General features: G+C 33.2%; 22 protein-coding genes. 9 read left to right on the top strand and 13 right to left on the bottom strand.

Annotated features, from left to right (window positions below; translation table 11 throughout):
* Positions 1 to 19: 19 nt before the first annotated feature.
* The gene (locus tag BUA46_RS01440) at positions 20 to 439 is read left to right on the top strand and encodes a nucleoside-diphosphate kinase (RefSeq protein ID WP_019386349.1); all 420 of its coding nucleotides are present in this window, start codon (positions 20 to 22) and stop codon (positions 437 to 439) included.
* An 81-nt stretch (positions 440 to 520) separates the two neighbouring features.
* Here the strand turns inward: BUA46_RS01440 and BUA46_RS01435 are convergent, their stop codons facing one another.
* The 5 genes from BUA46_RS01435 to recF form a co-directional block, all read right to left on the bottom strand.
* Positions 521 to 712, bottom strand: a complete 192-nt coding sequence (locus BUA46_RS01435) for a cold-shock protein (protein ID WP_019386350.1) — start codon at positions 710 to 712, stop codon at positions 521 to 523.
* 109 nt (positions 713 to 821) lie between these two features.
* Entirely contained in the window at positions 822 to 1,013 is a 192-nt protein-coding gene (locus BUA46_RS01430) for a cold-shock protein (protein ID WP_026009912.1), read from the bottom strand.
* Positions 1,014 to 1,141: 128 nt separating this feature from the next.
* Positions 1,142 to 1,333 (bottom strand): cold-shock protein, encoded by a 192-nt coding sequence (locus BUA46_RS01425; protein WP_019386352.1) that lies wholly within the window; start codon positions 1,331 to 1,333, stop codon positions 1,142 to 1,144.
* 98 nt (positions 1,334 to 1,431) lie between these two features.
* Positions 1,432 to 1,728 carry a DciA family protein gene (locus BUA46_RS01420; RefSeq protein ID WP_019386353.1) on the bottom strand — a complete coding sequence of 99 codons (297 nt, stop codon included), beginning with the start codon at positions 1,726 to 1,728 and terminating at the stop codon, positions 1,432 to 1,434.
* Between the two features lie 223 nt (positions 1,729 to 1,951).
* Positions 1,952 to 3,031, bottom strand: a complete 1,080-nt coding sequence (recF, locus tag BUA46_RS01415) for a DNA replication/repair protein RecF (protein ID WP_019386354.1) — start codon at positions 3,029 to 3,031, stop codon at positions 1,952 to 1,954.
* Between the two features lie 139 nt (positions 3,032 to 3,170).
* Between recF and BUA46_RS01410 the strand changes: the two genes are divergently transcribed.
* The 8 genes from BUA46_RS01410 (at position 3,171) to BUA46_RS01375 (ending at position 9,698) form a co-directional block, all read left to right on the top strand.
* Positions 3,171 to 3,941 (top strand): YfgM family protein, encoded by a 771-nt coding sequence (locus BUA46_RS01410; protein ID WP_019386355.1) that lies wholly within the window; start codon positions 3,171 to 3,173, stop codon positions 3,939 to 3,941.
* A gap of 10 nt (positions 3,942 to 3,951) precedes the next feature.
* Complete coding sequence (gene ribH / locus BUA46_RS01405; protein ID WP_019386356.1) at positions 3,952 to 4,437, top strand: 6,7-dimethyl-8-ribityllumazine synthase; 486 nt, start codon at positions 3,952 to 3,954, stop codon at positions 4,435 to 4,437.
* A gap of 127 nt (positions 4,438 to 4,564) precedes the next feature.
* Positions 4,565 to 4,798: a hypothetical protein gene (locus tag BUA46_RS01400; protein ID WP_019386357.1), complete on the top strand. Its 234-nt coding sequence runs from the start codon at positions 4,565 to 4,567 to the stop codon at positions 4,796 to 4,798.
* Positions 4,799 to 4,817: 19 nt separating this feature from the next.
* Positions 4,818 to 5,105: a hypothetical protein gene (locus BUA46_RS01395; RefSeq protein WP_019386358.1), complete on the top strand. Its 288-nt coding sequence runs from the start codon at positions 4,818 to 4,820 to the stop codon at positions 5,103 to 5,105.
* Between the two features lie 3 nt (positions 5,106 to 5,108).
* On the top strand, positions 5,109 to 6,962 hold the full coding sequence (mutL, locus tag BUA46_RS01390; RefSeq protein ID WP_019386359.1) for a DNA mismatch repair endonuclease MutL: 1,854 nt from the start codon (positions 5,109 to 5,111) through the stop codon (positions 6,960 to 6,962).
* Between the two features lie 81 nt (positions 6,963 to 7,043).
* On the top strand, positions 7,044 to 7,793 hold the full coding sequence (locus tag BUA46_RS01385) for a rhomboid family intramembrane serine protease (protein WP_019386360.1): 750 nt from the start codon (positions 7,044 to 7,046) through the stop codon (positions 7,791 to 7,793).
* Positions 7,793 to 8,662, top strand: coding sequence for a rhomboid family protein (locus tag BUA46_RS01380; RefSeq protein ID WP_019386361.1), 870 nt, complete (start codon positions 7,793 to 7,795; stop codon positions 8,660 to 8,662). Before BUA46_RS01385 ends, BUA46_RS01380 begins: the two co-directional genes overlap by 1 nt.
* A 4-nt stretch (positions 8,663 to 8,666) precedes the next feature.
* Positions 8,667 to 9,698, top strand: a complete 1,032-nt coding sequence (locus BUA46_RS01375; RefSeq protein ID WP_019386362.1) for an endonuclease/exonuclease/phosphatase family protein — start codon at positions 8,667 to 8,669, stop codon at positions 9,696 to 9,698.
* Positions 9,699 to 9,715: 17 nt separating this feature from the next.
* Here BUA46_RS01375 and BUA46_RS01370 read toward each other — a convergent pair whose 3' ends face one another.
* The 8 genes from BUA46_RS01370 to BUA46_RS01335 all read right to left on the bottom strand — a co-directional run bounded on the left by BUA46_RS01370 (position 9,716) and on the right by BUA46_RS01335 (position 16,121).
* Entirely contained in the window at positions 9,716 to 10,024 is a 309-nt protein-coding gene (locus BUA46_RS01370; RefSeq protein ID WP_019386363.1) for a DUF6122 family protein, read from the bottom strand.
* A complete protein-coding gene (locus BUA46_RS01365; RefSeq protein WP_019386364.1) occupies positions 10,024 to 10,647 on the bottom strand; it encodes a WbqC family protein in 624 nt (207 codons plus the stop codon). The genes BUA46_RS01370 and BUA46_RS01365 overlap by 1 nt, the downstream gene beginning before the upstream one ends.
* The gene (locus BUA46_RS01360; RefSeq protein WP_019386365.1) at positions 10,644 to 11,429 is read right to left on the bottom strand and encodes a M15 family metallopeptidase; all 786 of its coding nucleotides are present in this window, start codon (positions 11,427 to 11,429) and stop codon (positions 10,644 to 10,646) included. Before BUA46_RS01360 ends, BUA46_RS01365 begins: the two co-directional genes overlap by 4 nt.
* Positions 11,430 to 11,475: 46 nt before the next feature.
* Positions 11,476 to 13,059, bottom strand: coding sequence for a signal peptidase I (lepB, locus tag BUA46_RS01355; protein WP_019386366.1), 1,584 nt, complete (start codon positions 13,057 to 13,059; stop codon positions 11,476 to 11,478).
* Positions 13,060 to 13,125: 66 nt separating this feature from the next.
* Positions 13,126 to 13,830, bottom strand: coding sequence for a 4-hydroxy-tetrahydrodipicolinate reductase (dapB, locus tag BUA46_RS01350; protein ID WP_019386367.1), 705 nt, complete (start codon positions 13,828 to 13,830; stop codon positions 13,126 to 13,128).
* 1 nt (position 13,831) lies between these two features.
* The gene (locus BUA46_RS01345; RefSeq protein WP_019386368.1) at positions 13,832 to 14,452 is read right to left on the bottom strand and encodes a DUF5683 domain-containing protein; all 621 of its coding nucleotides are present in this window, start codon (positions 14,450 to 14,452) and stop codon (positions 13,832 to 13,834) included.
* Entirely contained in the window at positions 14,442 to 15,353 is a 912-nt protein-coding gene (locus BUA46_RS01340; RefSeq protein WP_019386369.1) for a ParB/RepB/Spo0J family partition protein, read from the bottom strand. The genes BUA46_RS01345 and BUA46_RS01340 overlap by 11 nt, the downstream gene beginning before the upstream one ends.
* A 3-nt stretch (positions 15,354 to 15,356) precedes the next feature.
* On the bottom strand, positions 15,357 to 16,121 hold the full coding sequence (locus BUA46_RS01335) for a ParA family protein (RefSeq protein WP_019386370.1): 765 nt from the start codon (positions 16,119 to 16,121) through the stop codon (positions 15,357 to 15,359).
* Positions 16,122 to 16,130 lie beyond the last annotated feature (9 nt).

Genomic DNA, 16,130 nt, shown 5'->3' with positions numbered 1-16,130 from the left:
CCCACATAAAACAAAAATAATGGCGACAAACAGAACATTTACAATGCTTAAACCAGATGCTGTTGAGAAAGGACACATTGGGGCAATATTAGAAAAAATTTCAGCTTCAGGGTTTAGAATTGTAGCAATGAAATTAACACAAATGACCACTGCAGATGCTCAAGAATTTTATGCAATTCATAAAGAGCGTCCGTTTTTTCCAGAATTAGTGGAGTATATGACACGCGGACCAATTGTTGCGGCAATCTTAGAAAAAGAAAATGCTGTTGAAGATTTTAGAACCTTAATTGGCGCTACAAATCCTGCAGACGCTGCAGAAGGTACAATACGTAAAATGTATGCAGATTCTATAAGTGAAAACGCAGTACATGGTAGTGATAGCAATGAAAACGCAGCTATAGAAGGTGCTTTTCATTTTTCTGGAAGAGAGCAGTTTTAATTAAAAATAACACTCAAACTATAAAAAAATCCCGCAATGTTATTGCGGGATTTTTTGTTTCTAAAAGTATGTTATATGGTATTAAACTACTTTAACGTTTACAGCATTTAAGCCTTTGCGGCCTTCTTGTAAATCAAATTCAACCAAATCGCCTTCGCGAATTTCATCAATTAAACCTGAAATGTGAACAAAATGTTCGGTGTTTGAACCTTCTTCAGTTATAAATCCAAAGCCTTTTGAATCGTTGAAGAATTTTACTGTTCCTTTACTCATTGTATTAAATTTTAATTATTATAAATGATATAATGCAAAGGTTATGCCACAAAAAAAAGCCTATCAAATTGATGATAGGCTCTTAATTGTATTGTTATATAGTATATCCTTAGATTACTTTTACATTTACGGCGTTTAATCCTTTTTTACCTTTTTGTAAATCGAATTCTACTGCATCTCCTTCTCGAATTTCATCTACTAGTCCAGAAATATGTACGAAATGCTCTTTGTTGTTGTCATCTTCAGTAATGAATCCAAAACCTTTTGAATCATTGAAAAATTTTACGGTACCTTTACTCATTGTATTTTTATTATAATAATTAATATTTGGCGAATATACAGCCAATTAAGTTATAAAACGTTAAAAACAAAAAAAGCCTATCAAATAAATGATAGGCTTTAAGTTGTAATTGTTAAATAGTATATCGTTTAGACTACTTTTACGTTTACGGCGTTTAATCCTTTTCTACCTTCTTGTAGATCGAATTCTACAACATCACCTTCACGAATTTCATCGATAAGTCCTGAAATGTGTACGAAATGTTCTTTGTTGTTGTCCTCTTCAATAATGAATCCAAATCCTTTAGAATCGTTGAAGAATTTTACTGTACCTTTACTCATTGTATTTGTATTATAATAAATTAAGCCTCAAAGGTAATACAAAAAATGATACCTTTTTGTTTTTTCACAAAATATTTACAAGAAACAGCTAAGTCTAATTATCTTAAAATCAGTTTTTTAATAATTTCTTTACCCAATTCCTCATTAAGCATAGTAATTATCTTTTCCTTACCGTAGCTTAATTCTTCCCTTAATACACTCGAACTCAATTGCACATGCAGGGTTTCACGCTCCAAATTCACGGCAGTTGTATAATTATTAACCCCGTTGCCCATTAGTTTTGCCCAAGCTTCCGCTACATTAACCTTGTTCAATCCTTTTTGAAGCTTATTGGTTTCAACGAATTCTTTTAAAGCGTCCTGAATGCTAATATGTTCGTTATTACGTTTTGCCATAGCATATAGAATTATAATATTGTAAAAGTATTAATTTTTTTGGGCGTTACCACAAGGGTCGGGCTTTTCATTACAATCTTTTGCTAGTTCCTCACAAAAGGATTTTCATTGCAATCCCTAACGCGGGCTCATCCGTTATGGCGGGTAATTTTATCATAAATACGTTTTCAATTTGCAAAAGTCTGTTATTATCTCATCAACGGTTTATCGCGATTAGCACTGATTATAGCCTAAAAATCTCATAACTTTGATGCACTTGCTTTACAGCGTCCTCAGTACGCTCCGCATGAGTATCGCTTATAAACAATTGACCAAAATTTTCATCATCAACCAATTTTATAATTTGTGCTACACGCTGTTCATCCAACTTATCAAAAATATCGTCAAGTAATAAAATAGGGTTAACACCACTTTGTGCTTTTATAAAATCAAACTGTGCCAATTTCAATGCAATCAAAAACGATTTCTGTTGTCCTTGACTCCCAAATTTCTTTATTGGATGTTCTTCAATATTAAAAAGCAAATCATCCTTATGCACACCAACACTGGTGTACTGTAAAGCTTTATCCTTATTTATCGAAGCCTTTAAAAGTGTACTCAAATCGTCATCAAATAAATGACTTTGGTAAACTAAATCAACAGCTTCATTATTATTGCTAATAACTTCGTATCTCGATTTAAAAATCGGGATAAACGTTTTTAAAAAAGCATCGCGCTTTTCAAAAATTATTTTACCGTATTCCGTAAGTTGTGTATTGTAAACCTCTAAAGTGTCATTATTAAATGTATGGTTAAGTGCAAAATATTTTAACAAAGCATTACGTTGCGCCAATATTTTATTATAGTTTATCAAATTACTCAGATAACTTTTATCGCTTTGCGAAATAACACTATCAATAAACTTACGCCTGGTATCACTTCCTTCTATAATCAAATCTCTATCTGCTGGCGATATAATTACCAAGGGCAAAAAGCCAATATGCTCACTAAATTTTTCATAAGCCTTACCATTACGCTTAATCATTTTCTTCTGTCCTCGTTTTAAGCTAATCGCAACTTTCTCGATTTTCTCGTCTTTCTCATAATCTCCATTAATTACAAAAAAGTCTTCTCCGTGTTTAATATTTTGAGTGGCAACAGGATTGAAATAGCTTTTTCCGAAGGATAAATGGTAAATCGCATCAAGTACATTTGTTTTTCCAATACCGTTATTACCAACAATACAATTTATTTTGTCATTGAAAATGAACGATTTACTATCGAAATTTTTATAATTTAGTAATGAAAGCGATTTTAAAATCATAGAAAATGCAACTTTGAGGGCGTTTCAAGGTTAAACTCTTGAAAAGAAGTGCAAATTATTGAAAAATATCAAATAAATACCCTTTTAGTTCTGAAGAAAAATTATATTTTTGCGCGACAATAATTTTAGATAGCATATAATGGCAACTTATAAGAAAAGAGGACATAAACCAAAAACATCTGTAGAAAAACAACAGAATATAGAGGAAGGATCTACAACTGCAGAGGTTTTTAATACACTTGATGAAACAGCTTCTAAAACCGAAGATTTTGTAGCAAAAAACCAAAAATATATTTTCATAATTATTGGTCTGGTTGCAGCAATAGTTTTAGGGTCTTTAGGTTATAAAGAGTATATCGCTAAACCAAAACAACAAGCTGCAATGAACGATATGTTTCAGGCTCAAAAATATTTTGATCAAGCCGTTACAGGTGTTGCAAAAGACTCGTTGTATAACTTAGCTTTAAACGGAGGTGAAGGTAAATATGGGATGCTAGATATTATAGAAGAGTATAGCGGAACTCCTTCTGCTAACTTAGCTAGTTACTATGCAGGTACTGCGTATTTAAGATTAAAAGATTACAAAAATGCCGTTGAGCATTTAAGTAATTTTAAAAGCGATGATGAAATTTTAGCACCTTTAGCTAAAGGAAATATTGGTGATGCTTTTGTGCAACTTAACCAGCCAGAAGATGCTTTAGAATACTACGAGCAAGCTGCTGAAATGCGCAATAACGAATTTACAACACCAATGTATTTGTTTAAAGCAGGAACAATTGCTTTAGATTTAGGTAAAGCTGATAAAGCTTTAGCTTATTTTAAAAGAATAAAAGACGATTACAGTAACTCAACTGAAGCAACAAAAGTAGATGTGTTTATAGGAAAAGCACAAGTTTTAGCAAACAAATAATAGCTAAATTATGGCTACCGAAAATAAAAATTTATCAGAATACGATAAAGCAACAATCCCAAACGCGAGTAAATTTCGGTTTGGGATTGTTGTTTCAGAATGGAATGATAATGTAACTGAAGGACTGTATCAAGGCGCTTATCATGCCCTTTTGGAAAATGGTGTGTTACCACATAATATAATTAGATGGAATGTTCCAGGAAGCTTCGAGCTTATTTACGGGGCTAAAAAGATGCAAGAGCAAATGGTTAACGCTGTTATTGCTATAGGAAGCGTAATTCAAGGGGAAACAAAACATTTTGATTTTGTTTGCGAAGGGGTTACACAAGGCATAAAAGATTTAAATGTAAGGCGTGAAACACCAGTAATTTTCTGTGTGCTTACAGATAATACCATGCAACAAGCCATCGATCGCTCTGGTGGGAAACATGGAAATAAGGGTACTGAAGCCGCTATTGCTGCAATAAAAATGGCAGAACTACGCAAGAATAGTTAGTTTTTTTTCACACTAATAGGTTTTCTATTATTCAGCTCTTGTCAATTATCTTAACATTTTTTGGCAGTTTAAACTCCTATTTCTGCATACTTTTAAGTATTTTTGAAACGACGAGCAATACTAGATTTTGTTTAAACAACGCAAACATAAAACCTTTAATTATCAACCTAGATTTTCAAAAGAAAGTCAAACAGAGTCTGGTTTAGATAGCAATGCAGATACCAAAGATTTTATTTCTAAATGGCGACAAAACAAAGGCACTAAAGTTAAAACTCGAGGTGCCATGTCAATGAAGGTGTTAATCATCATTTTGGTATTATTATTGATTTGTATGTATGTATTAGAGAAAAAATACATGTAATACCAAAAACTTAGAAATCATGGGACTTTTAAAATTAAGAAAGAACAAAAAATTTAGCTATACACCGCGTTATTATGATGATAAAGGTGAGGGCAACCCGTATGAAATTAAGCATAAGTTTGATGGCTTTAGAAAAACGGTAGGTGCGAATAAAGGAATTAAAGCAAAATTTAATGATGCATTTGATGATTTAAAAAATAACCCAGATAGGGAAGCCAACAGACGCATTTTAATAATTGTTGCTATTCTTGTGTTGATTTTTTTGTTTATCATAGACTTCGATTTAACGATATTCTTTTCTAATTAATATATGGCAGACATTATACAGCTTTTACCCGATCATGTAGCAAACCAAATTGCTGCTGGAGAAGTTGTACAACGTCCAGCTTCTGTAGTTAAAGAACTTCTTGAAAATGCTATTGACGCTGGTGCAAATACCATAAAACTTATAATAAAAGACGCTGGTAAAACCTTAGTGCAAGTTATAGATAACGGTAAAGGCATGAGCGTTACCGATGCACGATTGAGTTTTGAGCGTCATGCCACTTCAAAAATTAGAAATGCTGAAGATTTATTTCAACTAAACACCAAAGGTTTTAGAGGCGAAGCTTTAGCGAGTATTGCCGCAATTGCCCATGTTGAACTAAAAACCAAACAAGATCTCGACGATGTTGGAACAGCAATAATTATTGAAGGAAGTAATGTGGTTTCCCAAGACATTGTGGTAACACCAACAGGAACATCAGTTGCAGTAAAAAATCTGTTTTTTAATATCCCAGCAAGACGAAATTTTTTAAAGTCCGATACTGTAGAATTGCGTCATGTTATTGATGAGTTTCATCGTGTGGCATTAGCACATCCTAGTATTAGTTTTGCGCTATATAACAACGGAAGTGAAACGTTTAATTTGCCTGTTAGTAATTATCGTCAGCGTATCGTAAATATTTTTGGTAATAAAACCAACGAAAAATTGGTTCCTGTTGAAGAGGATACCGAAGTTTTAAAAATTTCAGGATTTGTAGGTAAACCCGAATTCGCTAAAAAAACAAGAGGGGAGCAATACTTTTTTGTGAATAATCGCTTCATAAAAAGTGCCTATCTAAATCATGCGATAGCTTCAGCTTTTGATGGTTTGTTAAAAAGTGGTACTCATGCCAGTTATTTTTTAAATTTAACGGTAGACCCGCATACCATAGATATTAACATCCATCCCACAAAAACAGAAATTAAGTTTGATGATGAGCATACACTTTATGCTTTATTGCGTTCGGCCATAAAACATAGTTTGGGTCAATTTAATATTGCGCCAGTGTTAGATTTTGAGCGCGACCCTAATTTAGATACACCATACGATTATAAAAAAGCAGATTCAAAAGCTCCGAAAATTGAAGTAGATAGAAGTTTTAATCCGTTTCAAGAAGAACAACAATCAAGAGCCAAAGCAATAGCCTATAAAAAGGAGCCTGTGGCCAGTTGGGAGAGTTTATATGTAGGCTTAGAATCTAAAGGAAATAATTCAAAACAAGACTTCACTGAAGTTAGGTTTGAAAGTGAGGAGCAAACGGCATCTATTTTTACAGATGAGAATCAAGTTGATAAAACCAACACAACCTATCAGCTTCATAATAAATACATTATAAGCGCTATCAAATCTGGTATGTTAGTCATCGATCAGCATCGAGCTCATCAGCGAATCTTATATGAAGATTTCCTCAAAAACTTAACAATTAAAGAAGCTGTTAGTCAGCAATTATTGTTTCCATTACGACTTCATTTTTCGCCACAAGATATTGTGATTATAAGGCAATTAAAAGATGATTTAGAACATACGGGTTTTGTGTTTTCAAGCTTTAAAGATGAAACAGTGGATATTACAGGCGTACCAGTAGGCGTGCCAGAAAGCGAAGTGTCTATAATTTTAGAACAGCTTGTAAGTGATGTTGAAAATGAAGTACCTGATAGTAATTTTAGTGCAGCCGATTTGCTTGCAAAATCTATGGCTAAAAGTTTAGCAATAAAAACAGGGCAGTCATTGCAAAAAGATGAGCAAGAGCACTTAGTTAACAAATTGTTTGCTTGTAAGGAACCTAATGTGTCGCCCACGAATCGAACAACCTTCGTAACAATGACGGTTGACGAGTTAGACAAAAAATTTATTTTGTAAAGTATAAAAAGCGCTTCAATGTCGCCTTGAACGCAGTTAAAAGGTCTTTATTGAAAAGCAGTTTAAAAGAAATAGAAAAGTATGATGCAAATTTCAGACACCGTTAAACATTTAATAATCATAAATGTGATTATGTTTGTTGGTACTCTAGCCATTGGAAATGGTACATTGTTTTATGAGTGGTTTGCCCTGTATTTTCCAAATAACGATGCATTTCAACCATGGCAAATCATTACGCATATGTTTATGCATGGAGGCGCGATGCATATTTTTTTCAACATGTTTGCGCTTTGGATGTTTGGAACGCCAGTTGAACAAGTTTTAGGGTCTAAACGATTTTTATTCATATATTTTTCTGCAGGATTGGGTGCAGTCTTGCTGCAACTTGGATATTATTATTTTCAGTATGTTCCTAATTACAACACGTTAATAGAATCTGGCTTAACATCAGGTGATATAAAACAAATGCTTACAACTAACGAAGTGATTTCTGGGATTTCACAATCTCAATTTACGTTGTTGAAAGATATTTATCCCTCATACAATGCGAGTATGGTAGGAGCCTCAGGTTGTTTAATGGGTATTTTAGCCGCTTTTGGTATGATGAATCCTGAAGCTAAATTGATGCTGATATTTTTACCTATTCCTATTAAAGCAAAATATTTTATTCCTGGAATTATTATTTTAGATTTAATTTCTGGTCTTACAGGACAGTCATTCTTTAGTCCTAGTAATACTGCTTATATGGCTCACGTTGGTGGCGCTGTAACGGGCTTTATCATTATGTGGTATTGGAAAAAGAACCAGTTTAACAGAAACCGCTGGAATTAATGACTTCACTTAATCAAGACATAAAACAAAAGTTAGCCAACCTTAATGTGCTAGAAAAGATTATAGCTATTAATGTTGTAGTATTTCTTTTAGCGTTAATTACAAAGTTTAATTTTATTTGGTTTCAGCTCCCAAGTGGTTTTTCAAGTTTTATATTGAAACCCTGGTCGTTAATAACCTATGCATTTGTACACACCGAATTTTTACACATGCTATTTAACATGCTTTGGTTGTATTTTCTAGGGCGCATGTTTTTGAATTTGTTTAGCCCAAAAATGGCTCTTAACGTATATTTCTTAGGTGCAATAGCTGGAGGTTTACTTTTTATGTTTTGTTATAGTTTATTGCCAGAGGTTTTTGGTGGAAACTCAAGACTTTTAGGAGCGTCGGGCGCGGTTAGAGCCTTGTTGATTTTTCTGTGTGCCTACATGCCAAAACAAGAGATTCGTTTTTTTACATTTAACCTGAAGCTATGGTATATTGGTGCTATTATTGTTGTTTTAGATGTTATAGGCGTAATTTCTGGTATTAATAATCCAGTTACGGGAAATGCTGGTGGTAATTTAGCGCATTTAGGCGGCGCTTTATTAGGGTATTTCTATGCAAAACAATTAGTTAAAGGACAGGATATTGGAAAAGGTTTTGAAAAATTCATGGATTATTTTTCGAATTTATTTAAGTTTTCAAAAAAAGGACCTTTAAAAACGGTACAAAAAAATAAAAGTAAAGCAGGTGGTTATAATAAAGCCGATTTTAATGAGTTTAATAATCAAAAGAAAATTGATGTTATACTAGATAAAATCAGTAAAAGTGGTTATGATAGCTTAACTTCAGAAGAAAAAGAATTCTTATTTAGAGCAGGGAAGTAAACCAATGAAAAAATTGAGTTTCAGAAATAAATTCATTTATTCAATAAATGTTGTTGTGGCGGTGCTCCTGTTACTTTCTTATATATTACCTTTTTTACCACCTAAAACCTTTTCTATTTTAGCTGTTGTTAATTTAGGGGTGTCGTTTCTTATTCTAATAAATGTATTTTTCTTATTGTATTGGGTTTTACAACTGAAAAGGAAATTTATGTTATCGTTTACAGTTCTCATAATTGGTTATTTTTCTTTCGGGACTCTTTATAAATTTTCGGCTTCAACAAAAATTGATGACCCAAATAACATTAAAGTCATGAATTATAATGTGAGACTGTTTAATTTATATGAATGGATTCCAGAAAAGGGGATAGAAACCAAAATTGTAGAATTTATAAAAAAGGAGTCGCCAGATGTATTGAGCTTGCAAGAATATCATCCTCATAAAAATATAGATTTATCGTTTTTCAAGTATAAATTCGAAAAACTTTCAGGAAAAAAGACTAAATATGGTCAAGCCATTTTTTCTAAATTTCCTATTGTTAATTCTGGGTCTATTGAGTTTCCAGATACAGCTAACAATGCCATTTTTGTTGATGTTGTAAAAGGAAATGATACAATCAGGATTTATAACATTCATTTAGAATCGTTGCGTATCAATACTAAGGTTGAACACCTTAAAAATGAAGATTCGGAGCGCCTATTTAAACGTATTGGTACCACATTTAAAATGCAACAATTTCAAACCGAATTATTTCTTATGCATAAGAAAAAATGTAATTACAAAATGGTGATTTGTGGCGATTTTAATAACACAGCTTTTTCGTATGTATATCGAAAAATTAAAGGTAATTTAATAGATACGTTTAAAGAGGCTGGAAATGGTTTCGGGCGTACGTACGATTTTAAGTTTTTTCCCGTTCGAATCGATTTTATTTTTGCCGAAGAAGGTTTTAATGTGAATGGTTTTAAAGCCTACAACCATCATTATTCCGATCATTATCCAATAATGACGACTTTAAGTTTGAAAGAGCAGGAGTAGCTTCTTTGTTAGAATATTTACATAAACGAACAATCTGCAACATCTGCAATAATGTGAATAACGAGTCCCAGACCCACCAATCTCGATTTTTTAGGGATACATAAAAACACATAAAACAATATTGCGAAACTTGAGTGTAGCGGATGAAAACCAATACTACAACGGTTTGGGTCAAAAATAGGTGTTGCTAATAAGTGATCTATATCAATTAAAATACCCGCAACCATCACCAAAAAAGCATACTTCCAATTCGATTTAAAAAATAGTAAGGCAATCCCAAGTGGTAATAGAAAATGACACCCGTAATGCACTATAGATTGTAACATTATTTAGTTTTAAGTGTTTGAGATTCTAAATAATTTAAAGCATTTGGGCCTTCATTAAATAATAAATCTAAGATGCTTAAATTGGGTATAAAACCGTGTTTTGCGCTAAATACTTGTGTGTATTTCTCGAAATTATAATTTGGCTCTTTTTTAGCGTTTACTAATTGCCTGTAATCGGTTTTATCTTTTAAAGTTTTTTCGAAGGTATCTGTTTTAGAAAAGTTCAACTCTAGTTGCAAACAATCGCAAATGATTTCTAAGCAATGTAAATTATGGTCTAATATAAAATCTGCATTCTTCATGAATAATGGCTGAAGTTCATCTTCGTAATATTCAAAAAATGGAGATGTTCTGTACGCTGAAAGAATCGATTTCCAGTGTAGACTTTGCCAATTATCCTGATTGTAAATTTTAACGTCTTTATACTTTTGACGATTTTTTTGAGAATGAATAACAGGGATGTTTAATCCTAGTTTTCCGTTGGCACCATAAATATAAGTTCTATTTCTGTAGGTTTGTTTCAAGAAGTTATCTTCCATTTCTAGAATAACTTCTTCAGCATTTACCATGGCAACAAAATGTGTAATATTGGGAAAATATGTAGGATGTAAAACAATTTTCATTCTTTAGGATATTTTAATTGTTTGGCATCTTCTGAAATCCCATTGACGTAATTCGGTATAATATTTAGGGCTTCCGCTAGCTCAGAACCGTCAAATCCTGAAATGTCTGAGTAATTAACTTGGTTGTTATAAAAGGCCAGATATTTACTTGATAACGGCATGTAAGACCAATGCCAGCGCTCTAAATTGTAACCTGTTCTTCCAGATGATTTTTCGGTGTAAATCTGATAGAAACCATAGTTATTAGCGTTTTCTACAAGCCATTTATACTCTTTTTTACCTTTGCCACTTTCAAAATAAGAGTTATTTAAACTATTTAAATCGATATCGGTTCCCCAATGATGTCTTGATGTTGAAGGCATCGAACTATACTCGAGTATTTTTTTTGCTCTGCTTATGGGGTTTAGATTTTGATATTTTTCCCATTTACGCTCCCAAATAGCTTTCTGTTCAGCAAAATTTCGGGTGCCCGAAACAATTTTTAACTGAATACCATCTTTTTCGGCATGATTATACATGTTAACAAAAGCTTCATAAACTTCGACATTTAAATATATAGGTTTAGATGTATGAGTAGCATTTGTTTTAATGAAGAGCTCATGATTTTTATAATCAAATTTCCCTAAAACAAAGTCTTTCGTAATTTCTATACTTTTAATAGTGTCTGTTTCTATAAGGTTAGATTCAGACTCAATTGACGACATTTTATGCTCTAATTTTTTATCTTGTACACATGACCATAAGGCAATCAATAACACTATTGGAAACAGTTTAAACGTCATAACTCAGTTTAATCAAAATTGAATGAAATGAACAGTATCGTACTAATTATTTGCTGTCTTTTTTACGTTTTCTCCATTTGTTAAATCCTATCCAGCCAAATAAAAGAACTAAAAACGGGATTAAATAAGAGGTGGCTTTTCCGCTACCGCTAACCGTTGTAAAGAAACGTTCCCAACGTGGGTTTTTAATACCATCCCAACTCATCCAGATAAACACTGGTTTTCCAATAACGTGATTAAATGGCACAAATCCCCAAGCTCGGGCATCAATGGAGTTATGGCGGTTGTCACCCATCATCCAATAATAGTTTTGTTTAAAAGTATACGTATCTGTTACTTCACCATTAATTAAAATTTGATTGCCTTTTACTTGCAATGTATTGCCTTCATATTCGGTTATGACACGTTTGTATAGTGGTAAAACTTCTAAATTTATATCAATAGTTTTTCCTGCCTCAGGAATGTAAAGCGGCCCAAAGTAATCAACGTTCCAATTGTAATCTGGGTGATGTGGAAAAATATTAGAGTCTCTAACGCCTTTTTCTTGCTTATTTGGCGTAATGCTCGTCACATTAGGGTGATTTTTAAATTTTGCTAAGGCTTCATCTGATATTGCAGAAAAATAGTAAGTATTCTGGCTATTCATGATACCAAAACCATCTGTGATATCGTATCGATCCTTTAAAAATTTAGGATTGAATTGATTGGTTTTTGGTTGCACTAAATAGCTAAACTGTAAATGTGCTCTATCTGGAAGTTCATTTTTCTTTCCATTAATATATACGTAGCCATTTCTAACTTCTAAGGAGTCGCCTGCAATACCAACGCAGCGTTTAACAAGGTTGGTTTTTTTATCTATGGGCTTATAGTAGTTTCTATCTGGTCTAAAGTCGTTCATATTCAGCAACGTATCTGCTGGTTGATTAAAAACCACAATGTCATTTCGTTCTATGTTTTCAAACCCTGGAAACCTTAAATAAGGTAGTTGCAATTTATTTTTCCATGAGGTATTTCGTGCTTCAAAATTATCGTCAAATAAATAAGATTTGGTTCCTAGTTTAGGAATAGTATCATGTACCATAGGCGCTGCAACTGTAGTCATTGGCACGCGAGCTCCATAATGAAACTTGCTTACAAAAAGAAAATCACCTACCAACAACGACTTTTCTAAAGATGATGAAGGAATAGTAAAAGGCTGCATAAAATAGGTGTGAACTATGGTGGCTGCTACTATTGCAAATAGAATAGAACTTACCCAATCGCCACTAGATGTTGTAGGGTCTAAACTCCTATCCTCAACATACGTTACATCGGCAACGTAATTAAGGTAATAGTTGTAGAATCCGAGTGTAAGGACTGCTAAAATGGTGTCAACAGGCATGTTTTTGCCAAAACTTCTAGCTGTTTCAACCCAAACTACTGGTAGCATAATAAGATTAACAATGGGTAGAAATAATAATATAATCCACCACCACGGACGATTAATAATTTTCATTAAAATAACACCATTGTAGATCGGGACAAAGGCTTCCCAAGCTTGTCTACCTGCTTTTATGTAAAGTTTCCAAGTTCCTAAACCGTGAATTACTTGAATTATTAAAATGAATATAAACCACTGTGTCCAAGTCATAATCTTAAAATTTTATTGTTATGTAAGTAGTAACAGGTGTTTTGATTGTTACAACTTTATTGCCAATTAACCTATATTTAACACATCGTTCATGGTGAAAACACCAGTTTTTCCAGCAATCCATTCTGCAGCGATAACGGCGCCTAAGGCAAACCCTTGTCTGGTGTGCGCTATATGTTCAATGTTTATGGTGTCTACTTCACTTTCATAGGTAACCGTATGGGTTCCAGGAACATCTTCTATGCGTTTTGCAGTAATCGGAATTGTTTTTTTACCATTTTCGTCTAATTTCCAATTGGTAAATCCTTCATGGTTTTCAATAATATCATTAGCTAAAGAGATGGCAGTTCCACTTGGCGCATCAAGCTTTTGGGTATGATGAATTTCTTCCATTGAAACATTATACTGCTTCAAGTTGCTCATCATTTTAGCAAGCGTTTTATTCAGTTCAAAAAAGATATTGACACCTAAACTATAGTTTGATGCATAAATAAATGCGCCTTTTTTTTCTTCACATAAAGCAACGGCATCGTCATATTTATCTAACCAACCTGTGGTTCCAGAAATTACAGGCACGTTGTTGTTTATGCAGTTTGAAATATTATTATATGCTACTGTAGGTACGCTAAAATCTATAGCAACATCTGCTTTAGTAATGTCGTAATTCTTATCATCTTTATCAATAGTCAATACCACATTATGCCCGCGTTTAATGGCAATCTGCTCTATGGTTTTACCCATTTTTCCGTATCCGAGTAAAGCTATATTCATGTTAAAATTTAAAATTTAAAGTTAATCCGAGATTGCTTGTAGCATCTTTTGGGTTGAGTTCGTAATGTGGTGACAAAGTTAAGTTTTCATCTACATTATATTGCAGTAAATGGGCATCTACATTGGCATCAATAATGTTTAGTGCATAAAATCCAATGGTAACTAATAAAGAGATTTCCTTATTACTACGGTACAATTCCTGAGCGTCTTCAAGTCTGTCTGTAGAAACTCTTGGAGTGGTTAATTGGTTACCCTGAGAATCGAAATAAAACTCATCGTCGGTATAGCCTGCCAGTCTTCTCTTGTAAGCATCTCTAAACCGATTGTATTGTTTGTTATTGTCTATGTAGAAATAAATACCAGTACCTATAGCTCCATAAACAATAGGGATTTTCCAATATTTTTTATTGTAGGCTTGCCCCAATCCTGGTAAGATAGCCGAATAAAATGCGGCTTTTGCAGGCGATAGTGCGTCAATAGGTTTGCTAACTGAAACTAAAGTATCTATAACAACTTCTTTTGGAAGGCGATTTTTTTTGGTTTTTTCCTTGTCTTGTGCGAAAGCAGAAAAACAACAAAGCAGACATGCTACTATTCCTGTTATAAGGATTTTATTTTGCACCTTGAACTAATTTTTTAATACGATTAAAATCTTCTTCAGAATGAAAAGGAATCGTAATTTTTCCTTTACCATTTTTAGAAACTTTAACGTCTATTTTATGCCCAAAGTATTCTGAAAAAGCCGCAATGCCTTTTTTAACAAATTTTGGCATTTCATCATCTTCAGATTTTTTAGCGGTAGATGGTGCTGATTCTTTTGTATTGAAATCTCGAACTAAATTTTCAGTTTCTCTAACCGAAAGTTTGTTCGATAAAATGTTCTCATAAATGTCTAACTGCTCGCTTTGGTCTTCTATGGCAATTAAAGCACGACCATGACCCATTGATATAAAGCCATCGCGCATTCCAGTTTGAATAATAGGGTCTAATTTTAATAAGCGCAAATAGTTAGCAATAGTAGATCGTTTTTTACCAACTCGCTCGCTCATTTGTTCTTGAGTCAGGTTTATTTCGTCAATTAAACGTTGGTATGATAAGGCAATCTCAATAGGATCTAAATCTTGGCGTTGAATATTTTCAACTAAAGCCATTTCTAAAGATTCTTGGTCGTTAGCAATTCTAACGTAAGCAGGAATAGTTTCTAATCCTATTAATTTTGATGCTCTAAAACGACGTTCACCTGAAACTAATTGGTATTTGTTTAAACCTAGTTTTCTAACAGTTATAGGCTGAATAATACCTAATTCTTTTATAGAAGACGCTAATTCACGAAGGGATTCTTCGCTGAAATTTGTTCGTGGTTGAAACGGGTTAACTTCGATGAAATCAATATCTAATTCAACAATATTCCCAATAACTTTATCTGCATTTTTATCTTGTACCGATTGAATATCGTTACTTGGGTCTTTTAATAGTGCTGATAAACCTCTACCTAAAGCCTGTTTTTTGGTTGCCTTAGCCATAATTTAGGAGTTTTTATTGATGATTTCTTTTGCCAAACTTAAGTAATTGTTCGCACCTTTACTACTTGCGTCGTAATTAATTATACTTTCTCCGTAGCTTGGTGCTTCACTCAAACGTACATTTCTTTGAATAATTGTTTGAAAAACCATGTCGTTAAAATGTTTTTGAACCTCTTCAACCACTTGATTTGATAATCTTAATCTTGAATCGTACATGGTAAGCAATAAGCCTTCTATATCCAATTCTGGATTGTGTATTTTCTGAACACTTTTTATGGTGTTTAATAGTTTTCCTAATCCTTCAAGGGCAAAATATTCACACTGAATAGGTATAATAACCGCATCAGCAGCAGTTAGTGCGTTTAAGGTTAAAAGGCCTAATGAAGGTGCACAATCTATTAAAATATAATCATAATCGTTTTTAATGTCGGCTAATGCCTTTTTTAGCATGTATTCGCGTTCATCTTTATCAACAAGTTCTATTTCAATAGCAACTAAATCAATATGCGCTGGAATGATGTCTAGATTTGGTGTTTCAGTTTGAACAATTGCATCTTTAGCGATGTTAGAATGTTCTAATAATTGGTATGTTCCAATTTCTACAGATTCAACATCAATACCTATTCCAGAAGTTGCATTTGCTTGAGGGTCAGCATCTATAAGTAATACTTTTTTTTCTAGAACGCCTAGTGAAGCTGCTAAATTAATAGAGGTTGTTGTTTTTCCTACGCCTCCTTTTTGGTTCGCAATTGCAATGATTTTACCCATTAATGATTT

The sequence above is a fragment of the Algibacter luteus genome (genome assembly GCF_900141715.1).
Taxonomy (GTDB): Bacteria; Bacteroidota; Bacteroidia; order Flavobacteriales; family Flavobacteriaceae; genus Arenitalea; species Arenitalea lutea.
Note: the sequence above shows the minus strand (reverse complement) of the source record. Positions and strands in the feature narration are given on the sequence as shown.

Excerpts from the sequence above, each read along its gene's own strand:
- BUA46_RS01385 (WP_019386360.1), top strand. The coding sequence starts at position 7,044 with ATGATGCAAATTTCAGACACCGTTAAACATTTAATAATCATAAATGTG.
- ribH (WP_019386356.1), top strand. The coding sequence starts at position 3,952 with ATGGCTACCGAAAATAAAAATTTATCAGAATACGATAAAGCAACAATC.
- BUA46_RS01425 (WP_019386352.1), bottom strand. The coding sequence starts at position 1,333 with ATGAGTAAAGGTACAGTAAAATTCTTCAACGATTCTAAAGGATTTGGA.
- recF (WP_019386354.1), bottom strand. The coding sequence starts at position 3,031 with ATGATTTTAAAATCGCTTTCATTACTAAATTATAAAAATTTCGATAGT.
- BUA46_RS01340 (WP_019386369.1), bottom strand. The coding sequence starts at position 15,353 with ATGGCTAAGGCAACCAAAAAACAGGCTTTAGGTAGAGGTTTATCAGCA.
- BUA46_RS01365 (WP_019386364.1), bottom strand. The coding sequence starts at position 10,647 with ATGAAAATTGTTTTACATCCTACATATTTTCCCAATATTACACATTTT.
- BUA46_RS01435 (WP_019386350.1), bottom strand. The coding sequence starts at position 712 with ATGAGTAAAGGAACAGTAAAATTCTTCAACGATTCAAAAGGCTTTGGA.
- BUA46_RS01375 (WP_019386362.1), top strand. The coding sequence starts at position 8,667 with ATGAAAAAATTGAGTTTCAGAAATAAATTCATTTATTCAATAAATGTT.
- BUA46_RS01360 (WP_019386365.1), bottom strand. The coding sequence starts at position 11,429 with ATGACGTTTAAACTGTTTCCAATAGTGTTATTGATTGCCTTATGGTCA.
- BUA46_RS01335 (WP_019386370.1), bottom strand. The coding sequence starts at position 16,121 with ATGGGTAAAATCATTGCAATTGCGAACCAAAAAGGAGGCGTAGGAAAA.
- BUA46_RS01420 (WP_019386353.1), bottom strand. The coding sequence starts at position 1,728 with ATGGCAAAACGTAATAACGAACATATTAGCATTCAGGACGCTTTAAAA.
- BUA46_RS01440 (WP_019386349.1), top strand. The coding sequence starts at position 20 with ATGGCGACAAACAGAACATTTACAATGCTTAAACCAGATGCTGTTGAG.
- mutL (WP_019386359.1), top strand. The coding sequence starts at position 5,109 with ATGGCAGACATTATACAGCTTTTACCCGATCATGTAGCAAACCAAATT.
- dapB (WP_019386367.1), bottom strand. The coding sequence starts at position 13,830 with ATGAATATAGCTTTACTCGGATACGGAAAAATGGGTAAAACCATAGAG.
- BUA46_RS01410 (WP_019386355.1), top strand. The coding sequence starts at position 3,171 with ATGGCAACTTATAAGAAAAGAGGACATAAACCAAAAACATCTGTAGAA.
- BUA46_RS01380 (WP_019386361.1), top strand. The coding sequence starts at position 7,793 with ATGACTTCACTTAATCAAGACATAAAACAAAAGTTAGCCAACCTTAAT.
- BUA46_RS01430 (WP_026009912.1), bottom strand. The coding sequence starts at position 1,013 with ATGAGTAAAGGTACCGTAAAATTTTTCAATGATTCAAAAGGTTTTGGA.
- lepB (WP_019386366.1), bottom strand. The coding sequence starts at position 13,059 with ATGACTTGGACACAGTGGTTTATATTCATTTTAATAATTCAAGTAATT.
- BUA46_RS01395 (WP_019386358.1), top strand. The coding sequence starts at position 4,818 with ATGGGACTTTTAAAATTAAGAAAGAACAAAAAATTTAGCTATACACCG.
- BUA46_RS01370 (WP_019386363.1), bottom strand. The coding sequence starts at position 10,024 with ATGTTACAATCTATAGTGCATTACGGGTGTCATTTTCTATTACCACTT.